Source organism: Cytophagales bacterium, assembly GCA_019456305.1.
Lineage (GTDB): Bacteria > Bacteroidota > Bacteroidia > Cytophagales > VRUD01 > VRUD01.
On record VRUD01000120.1, the window covers coordinates 1 to 8,531 of the forward strand.

At 36.8% G+C, this 8,531-nt stretch carries 11 protein-coding genes; 1 reads left to right on the forward strand and 10 read right to left on the reverse strand.

The features are described from left to right. Positions 1-220: 220 nt before the first annotated feature. From FVQ77_16695 to FVQ77_16710, 4 genes are all read right to left on the reverse strand, one after another. On the reverse strand, positions 221-1,099 hold the full coding sequence (locus tag FVQ77_16695) for a YicC family protein (protein ID MBW8051940.1): 879 nt from the start codon (positions 1,097-1,099) through the stop codon (positions 221-223). A 201-nt stretch (positions 1,100-1,300) separates the two neighbouring features. After that, positions 1,301-1,567, reverse strand: a complete 267-nt coding sequence (locus FVQ77_16700; GenBank protein MBW8051941.1) for a type II toxin-antitoxin system RelE/ParE family toxin — start codon at positions 1,565-1,567, stop codon at positions 1,301-1,303. Next, positions 1,551-1,757, reverse strand: a complete 207-nt coding sequence (locus tag FVQ77_16705; protein MBW8051942.1) for a hypothetical protein — start codon at positions 1,755-1,757, stop codon at positions 1,551-1,553. Before FVQ77_16705 ends, FVQ77_16700 begins: the two co-directional genes overlap by 17 nt. An 81-nt stretch (positions 1,758-1,838) precedes the next feature. Further along, positions 1,839-2,495: a DUF2461 domain-containing protein gene (locus FVQ77_16710; protein MBW8051943.1), complete on the reverse strand. Its 657-nt coding sequence runs from the start codon at positions 2,493-2,495 to the stop codon at positions 1,839-1,841. Between the two features lie 99 nt (positions 2,496-2,594). Between FVQ77_16710 and FVQ77_16715 the strand changes: the two genes are divergently transcribed. After that, positions 2,595-4,079, forward strand: a complete 1,485-nt coding sequence (locus FVQ77_16715) for a M20/M25/M40 family metallo-hydrolase (GenBank protein MBW8051944.1) — start codon at positions 2,595-2,597, stop codon at positions 4,077-4,079. A 79-nt stretch (positions 4,080-4,158) separates the two neighbouring features. On the opposite strand, the gene FVQ77_16720 is transcribed toward FVQ77_16715, so the two are convergent. The 6 genes from FVQ77_16720 to FVQ77_16745 form a co-directional block, all read right to left on the reverse strand. Then, positions 4,159-4,488, reverse strand: coding sequence for a hypothetical protein (locus tag FVQ77_16720; protein MBW8051945.1), 330 nt, complete (start codon positions 4,486-4,488; stop codon positions 4,159-4,161). Continuing rightward, positions 4,409-5,662, reverse strand: a complete 1,254-nt coding sequence (locus FVQ77_16725) for a hypothetical protein (GenBank protein ID MBW8051946.1) — start codon at positions 5,660-5,662, stop codon at positions 4,409-4,411. Before FVQ77_16725 ends, FVQ77_16720 begins: the two co-directional genes overlap by 80 nt. A 106-nt stretch (positions 5,663-5,768) precedes the next feature. Further along, on the reverse strand, positions 5,769-6,197 hold the full coding sequence (locus tag FVQ77_16730; protein ID MBW8051947.1) for a DoxX family protein: 429 nt from the start codon (positions 6,195-6,197) through the stop codon (positions 5,769-5,771). A gap of 40 nt (positions 6,198-6,237) precedes the next feature. Then, on the reverse strand, positions 6,238-6,444 hold the full coding sequence (locus tag FVQ77_16735; GenBank protein MBW8051948.1) for a hypothetical protein: 207 nt from the start codon (positions 6,442-6,444) through the stop codon (positions 6,238-6,240). A 16-nt stretch (positions 6,445-6,460) separates the two neighbouring features. Next, entirely contained in the window at positions 6,461-7,870 is a 1,410-nt protein-coding gene (gene lpdA, locus FVQ77_16740) for a dihydrolipoyl dehydrogenase (protein ID MBW8051949.1), read from the reverse strand. A gap of 62 nt (positions 7,871-7,932) precedes the next feature. Next, on the reverse strand, positions 7,933-8,531 hold a 599-nt coding region (locus FVQ77_16745; GenBank protein MBW8051950.1), incomplete at its 5' end, for a DUF4143 domain-containing protein.

Below are 8,531 nucleotides of genomic sequence, written 5' to 3' on the forward strand. Positions count from 1 at the left end.
TCAATTTTAAAATTTGTGAAAAAATTGGCTGTCCGATTAAATTTTTTGTTGTACTTTTGTCCATGATAGTTTTTTTTAGGCAAGAGTTTATAACTTGATAGGTTTGGGCTCTTGCCTTATTTTTTTGCAAAAATAGCTATTTTAATCCTAAATATTAATTGTTTTTATCGGACAACAGTGATATATTATAGTAAAAAAATAAATTTCTTTTTATGAATTACTATAAAATATTCAATAATTGTTCCCTGACCTTCTCCAGCTCATCTTTCATTTCTACCACAAAGCGCTGAATCGTTGCATCATTGGCTTTTGAGCCAATCGTATTCATCTCGCGGCCCATTTCCTGTGCAATAAATCCTAATTTTTTGCCGGAGTCATCTTTTGAATGCAAGGTTTTGGTAAAATAATCAAGATGCTGCTTTAACCTGACCTTTTCTTCTGAAATATCTAATTTTTCAATATAATATATCATTTCCTGCTCAAACCGGTTATGATCAAAGTTATCATCTTTTGTTATCTCCAGCAAATGAGATCTTATTTTCTCTTTGATGGTCTTTTTTCGTTTGGGGTCTTGCTTTTCTACGCTGTTTAAAAGCTGGTGGATACGCTTTACGTAATCATTTATTTTATTGTGGAGCTGTTTGCCTTCATTTTTGCGGAATTCGTCCCATTTTTTTAGCGCTTCATTTACGGTCCTGGTAATAATATTCCATTCTTTAATAGTACCATTATCTTTTTGATTTATATTCATCACTTCGGGCATTCCCAGCGCCATTTTGAAAATACCCTGTTCAGAAGCTCCAAGCAGCGTGGCAGTTTCATACAGGTCTTTATAGTAGGATTTCACTAATGCACGATTAATAGAGGTTTTTGGCTGTGATGCGATCTTTTTTCTGATCTCAATGTAGAGATTTATTTTGCCTCTGCCAAGCCTTTGCTCTATCAAATTCTTCAATTCTATCTCCTTTTCAGAAAAAATCCTGGGCAGCCTGATATTTGTATCCAAATATTTAGAGTTCAGGGATTTTACTTCTACTGTGACAGTGATTGCTTTTGTTTCATTGGCAGCAGTGCCGAAGCCGGTCATGGATTTGATCATATTAAAATTATTTTTATGGACAAAATTACACAATCCAATAAGAACATCACGCCTTATGGCGGATTAAATTTTATCTATCAAGCCATAGAACCGCATGGGGCTTGATAAATTTATAGATGGTGGGGGGTTGTGCGAAGCAGTTGAAAGTTGTAATGGCAACTAATGCGAGGATAAGAGTAGATTTTTTCATGGGATTTGGTTTTATGGAAAATTTTTGTAAATGGAGTTCCGGTGTCCGAACCGCATGAACCAGGCCTTGTTTCCGCGAATGATAACGCCAATACGATAATCTTTGGCTATTTGAATCCGGTAATGCACTTTGTATTTTCTGAGTTTAACGAGATTTTGAATTTGAGAAATATCCTGCGCCTTTTTTACTTTTAAAATTGTTTTGCCAATTTCATCGGACAATATGCGGTTACAGCCTGCAACATCCCTATTGAATTGTCCGCTATATTTTAGCTCCATTTTTTCTTAATGTTTCAAAAATTACCTCTTCGGATACTTCCCCGCTCTCCAACCCTTGGTTAATCCATTTGGCAATCAACTCTTCGTCTGCTTCATCGTCCACCACGTGCGCTTTTAGACGGTGCTTTTTGAAATAGTTGAACAGCAAGGATTCTTTTTTTTCGGGAATATTTACAATTACTGTTTTCATTTTCTTACATTTAAAATGTTTTGCAAAAATAAAGAATTTTTTTAACGATTTTTTATTTATTTTGTTTCTATTAACTTCATTTTAATTAACAACTGCTCTATTCAAAAACCAATTAAATGGCTGCATAGCTCCAAATACATCAACTGCATACTTTATAAAGCCTTCATCTAACAGTTGGGTATCTTTTACCTTGTGCATTACTATGTAGCTTTTAAATTTCAACAACTCAATATTGGGATGATCCGGGGGATAGCCCTGGGGCGCTTTTTTGAGCTTTTCACCCGTAACTGATCCAAAATACTTTACAAAATTTTTATCCTGAATGATTTTTTTAAATTCGTCTATGTTATAATCTATTTCCTGCCTGACAGCTTTTAGCTGTTCAGAAGGAGGCATGTATATTCCTCCAGCCAAAAACGAACCTCCACCGGGTTCGATATGAATGTAATAGCCTGTCTTTCCTGATTTTTTGCCGCCTGGTGTCATATTAGCGCCAAAATTTGTTTTATAAGGTGTTTTATCTTTAGAAAAACGGATGTCCCTGTATATCCTGAATATAGAATCTTTAGCTTGAAGCCCTGCTATACCTTTGTCATGCTTTGCAATTCCTGCTATTAATGTTTCAACAATATCAACAAAATTATTTTTTGTTGATTCAAAAAATTCTTTGTTTTGCAAGAACCACTCCCTGTTATTATTTTTTTTGAGTGTTTGTAGAAACTTTAGAATGTTTTTCATTTTTATTTTATTATAATAATTTCTTTTTTTAATCAATTTACGAAGTTATATTCTTATCTTGCAAAGATATAAAAATTTAAATTTTAAAACTCTAAAACAATGATCAAAATTCTAAATATTATTATCCCGTTTTTTTACTTCTTTTTTATAATTACCCCGGCACCGGTAATTTCACAGAATGACGCGTTTAAAAAAATTGAGATTGGGAAAAAAGCAAGAATACATCTCTCGGAAGCCATAAAATTTAAAACTATTTCGTATCAGAACAGGGCTCAATTTGATGGCAAGCAATTTTTGCAGCTTCATGATTTTCTCAAAGAATCATATCCAAACGTACATGTTACCTTAAAAAGAGAAATAATTTCTGATTACAGTTTATTATATACCTGGCGGGGAAGGCAACCAAATTTAAAACCGATCCTGCTGATTGCCCATATTGATGTGGTTCCTGTAGAGAAAGGCACAGAAAGTAAATGGACCCACCCACCATTTGATGGAGCTATGGAATATCCTTATGCATGGGGCAGGGGAACTTTGGATGATAAATCTTCACTGATTGCTATCCTTGAAGCGGTAGAATTTTTGCTTAATGACAATTTCAAGCCCCAGCGAACCATTTACCTGGCTTTTGGCCACGATCAGGAAATTGGCGGGGTGCAGGGGGCTGGTAAAATAAGTAAAAAATTGAAGTCTGCTCACCCGGTTTCCACCCTTAAAAAGGGAAAAATAAAAGGAGGGATAGAATTTATTCTGGATGAAGGATTATTTATTACCGAAGGGATCTTCCCGGAAATAAAAGAGCCTGTTGCCCTGATAGGTACGGCAGAAAAAGGTTACTTAACGCTGAGGCTAAAAGTGGATGATCCTGACCTTGGCGGACATGCTTCAATGCCGCCTCAGCAAACTGCAATTGGTATTCTTAGCAGCGCAGTTCATAAATTAGAAAGAAAGCAATTACCTGCAAAACTTATTTTGCCCGTAAAACAAATGCTTAAAATAATGGGTGATAAGATGACCGGCGCTCTAAAAGCGGCTATGAAAAATCCTGGGGTTTCTGCTGAATTGATAAAAAAGAAGCTTTCAGAGACTCCGGCTACAAATGCGCTTATCCGTACTACTATTGCTCCAACGATGTTCAAAGGAAGCGGTAAAGAAAATGTATTGCCTGCTGAAGCCAAAGTGGTAATAAACTTCAGAATACTGCCCGGTGAAACAATTAAAAGTACCATTGATTTCGTTAAAAAAGTGATAAATGATGACAGGATTGCAATAAAAACACACCCCAACGCAAATGAACCTTCTAAGATCACAAGCAAAGAAACGGAAAGTTATAAATTATTGGAAAAAACAATTAAAGATGTTTTTCCCGGTGTTATGGTTTCTCCCTCTTTATTGCCTGGCGGTACTGACAGCAAACATTACCAGTCATTGACGAATAATATATTCAGGTTTAACCCGGTAAAGATAAATCAGAAAGACCTCAAGCGGATACATGGTGTTAATGAAAGGATATCCTATGATGGTTATAAAGATATGATCAGGTTTTATTATCAGTTGATGTGGAATGCCGGGAAAGATTTTTAGTTTGAATGTTTTTCTCTATGTAATACAAAAAAACGCCCCTTCTAAAATTAAGAAAGGGCGTTTTTATAGTAATCAAAAGTTAAAAAGTTACATTGACCGTAACTGTCGTTGAAACACTTCCTGCACAAACTGTAATGATAGCAGTACCCGGACCTGTGGCAGCTACCGCTCCTGTGAAATCAACAGTAGCTATAAGTTCATTATCAGAGCAATATACCAAAGTACCAGTACCCGGACTCGTTGTTGCATTAATTTGATCTGTAAATGGTCCTATACTTAAACTTAAATTTATGGTCGTATTACTAACAGTAATGTTTGTCACATTAGGGTCATCCGCTCCACAAATGCAAGGAGAGCCAATACCAACAGTGATGATTGCTGCTCCCGCTGCCGTAGGTGAGCGAGCCACCCACTGATGCTATAAGAATACCTGGCAGCCCAACAAGAGCATCTGCTTTTACTGTTAAAGTTGTTGATGCCCCGGTAGCAGGACTCACAGTGCCAATATCAAATATTTCAAAGCCAGGGCCAAAAGATGGTATCTCCCAATTGAAAGAAGTTACACCTGTCAAAAGGCTGATTGGTGCTTGCTTGGCGTCATAAGCTGCAGCAGTAAATTGTTTGGTTCCACCTGCAGATACGGAAGTCCAAAATGGAGTTATCAATACCACCGTATCAGGATTAACCAACACTTCTGCATATCCGCTGATACCTTTTGCAGTTGCTTTAATAACCGTTTCACCAATTTGTAAAGCCGTAACCAATCCACTACTGGAATCTACAGATGCAACAGCCGGTTCTGATGAACTCCACGTGAAAGTTTCATTAGCTGTAACGTCATTGGCTCCTGAAAAAGCTTTGGCAGTAAACTGTTGTATATCGCCTTTGAACAGATCTTTTGCAGCAGGATTTAGAGTGACACTTGTAACAGGAATAGCTACAGCAGGCACTCCAAAAACCAAAACAGGTACATCAAATGTGGCAGCAGAAGTGCTCGCCTTAACCGTGATAACTGCATTGCCGACATCAACCCCCGTTACTAATCCTGTATTGCTAACAGAAACAACTGCATTTGCATTATCAGTTGTATAAGTATAAGTTACCCCTGTTAGAGTCGTAAAATATACAGGTGTCAGTTGAATGGTTTCCGATGTTGACATCATAATTATTGATGGCGCCACTACAAAAATACCCGGCAGTGTAATGCTTATCGGCACACTAGCTGTATAGGTAACGCCCCCATCACTTACACTTGCGGTGATAGTTAGATTGCCCACAGTATTAATGGAAATTAAACCGCTGGTACTATTTATACTTACAATAGAATCAGCCGAACTAGACCATGTAACATTGGTTGCTGCTGTTACATTACCATTCAGATCCACAAAGGTTGCAGAATAGGTAGTGTTTTGAAAATAGGAGCCACTATTGCTCATTCTGGCGCCTTGTTGAATTGTTTGAGCGCCATTGTCAATCACCAAAACCTTATTAGCAGTTGGCTGCGGCTCTTTTTCTTTTTCTTTTTTGCAGCCAAATAAAGCGGCTAAAAGAAAAACTGAAAAAATAATACTAAAATTTTTCATGATTTTTTTTGTTTTAGTTTGAAAAAATTAAATGAAGGTGCAAAGGTAATATTTTAATATTTAAAACAAAAAAAAGTTTTAAAACTCCCATCAATCCATTTAATATTTACTTCCTATTCAAAATAAAATTGTCAACGCTCCACCTATCCCACTCATTTGGAAGGAGTAATAAAGCAATCAAAAAAACAGCCCGGAAAAATACATGGTGAAGGTCCCATATCGGATCAGCAAGTCCATGCCCAAAAGAGACTATTAACAGGACACTTGCCAAAGCATATAGACAGTAATTTCTGAATAACCCAATAAGTAAAAGAAACCCGGCTGCAAGTTCTATGTATGAAGTGTAATAAGCAGTAAACTTTAGAAGTATTTCCGGCAAGAATGTTTCCTTGTATGGTTCGAAATAGTTGGAATAAACTGCTTCAACACCCCACTTAAACACTTTTCCGTAACCTGCCATAAGGAAGATTAATGCTAACAATCCTCTTAGTAAAAAGACACCAATTGTTTTATTCATATTATTGAATTTATACATATAATCAGCAATTAAAGACGCAATGTCATGTTTTCAATAGCTATAAGACACGCTTCTTAGATAGCTTCCGTTGATATTCAAAAAACTTTTTGCCTTGGTTAGTCATGTTTTCATAGAAAAAATCACGCCATTCTTCCATCAATACTAATATCTCTTCAGCAGATAAGTTTTCAAAATGATGGATGTATTTACGAATATCCTCACGATCTGATTTGGAGATGGATGATATGGATTTAGGTTCATTCATTATTTTCAATTTTCAATTAAAGATGCAACGCCCTGTTTTCCGTAGCTGCCAAACAAGCCTCTTTTATGGCTTCCGTAAAAGATGGGTGGGCATGTGACATTCGGGCAATGTCTTCTGCAGATGCCCGGTACTCCATTGCCACCACTGCTTCTGCGATCATATCTGCAGCCCTGGGCCCTATCATGTGAACGCCCAGTATTTCGTCACTATTTTTATCTGCCAACACTTTGATCAAGCCGTCTGTGTCCATACTCGCCTTTGCCCGCCCTGATGCTTTATAGGGGAAGGAACCGGATTTATATGCCTTACCTGAATCTTTTAGCTGTTCTTCGGTATAACCAACCCCTGCAACTTCAGGCCAGGTGTAAACTACACTGGGGATCAACAGGTAATTGATATGCGGCTTTTGTCCTGCTATTTCCTCTGCCACAAAAATTCCTTCATCCTCGGCTTTATGGGCAAGCATGGCGCCTTTTACAACATCGCCAATGGCATAGATACCATTCACGCTGGTTTGCAGATGTTCGTTCACTTCAACCCTTCCTTTATCATCTGTTTTCATCCCAATATTTTCTAAACCAAGCCCTTCGGTATAAGGTTTTCTTCCTACAGCTACCAGGCAATAATCACCTTTAAATTCAATCTTTTGTCCTTTTGAATTTTCAGCGCTGACAGTTACAGAGTTGCCATTAGATTTAGCTCCTGTTACCTTATGATTAAAATAGAATTCAAAACCGAGGTCTTTCTTTAAGATTTTCTGTAATTCCTTACCCAAGGCTCGATCCATTGTCGGGATCAATACATCCAAATATTCAACTACCGTAATTTTTGAGCCAAGGCGTGCAAATACTGACCCCATTTCCACGCCAATGATCCCTCCTCCGATAACCACTATATGTTTGGGAACTTTTTTTAATGTTAAACCTTCAGTAGAGGTAATGATCTTCTTTTTATCAATAGCTACATTTGGAATGGAGGCTGGTTTTGATCCGGTAGCTATAATGGCTTTATCAGTTTCAATTTTTTCGGGTTTGCCTGTTGAATTTTTGAATTCTATACAATTTTTATCAACAAAACTTCCGTGTCCGTAATAAGCATCAATCTTATTTTTGTTCATCAAAAACTTTACCCCCTCACATATCTCCTTCACAACCTGGTCTTTACGGCCAATCATTCTGCCCATATTTACCTTCAAATCTTTTACATCAATGCCATGCTCTTTGAAATTATGCCTGGCATTATGAAAATGTTCGGTAGAGTCTAAAAGCGCTTTTGAGGGGATGCATCCTACATTCAGGCAGGTGCCGCCAAGCCTCTCATACCTTTCTATGATAGCGGTTTTCAATCCCAATTGCGCACATCGGATGGCGGCTACATATCCGCCAGGGCCTGAACCGATTATTGTCACGTCATATTTGTTTATCATTTATTAATTTTTAATTTATTATGCACAAATGTTTTTAACTTTAAAAAATATTGATGAATTTCTTACAAAAACATCGGAAATATCATCCCCTTTTCATCTTTATATTTTCGTGAAATAACATAATATTTTTTTATGCCAATTTTGGCAGAAATTCTTTCTGTCTTCACCAGATCAGCATGGGTGCCATTTAGTTTTACTTCAAAAGCATACTCCTTTTCAAAAATAATATCAATTTCAGCGGTGTTTCTTTTATTATAAAAGCTGATTGCACCATAATTTGCCAATTGATTCACGGCAGAATTTTCTAAAAGCTGAGAATCATTTACGTTACCGATAATATTAAGAATTCCGTTATCTGTAAAATAAACTTTTTTGCCTCCTGCTATTGATCTATCTATGCTTCTTGAGAATTTAGGCAACAAGCGGACAAAAAAATTACCCTGTAACAGCTCAAGGTAGCTATATATTTTAGCTCTATTTACACCTAATTCTGCAGATAATTTGGTAATGTCAAGCATAGAGCCAACTCTTGGTACAAGCAGTAAAATTAAATCGCGCAGTTCCCGAATGTCGCTATAATCAGATAAGACTCTTAGGTCTTTTTCAAAAAAAGATGCAAAAATATTCTTGAGAATTAATTTTTTAGTTTCTCTGTCGGAGG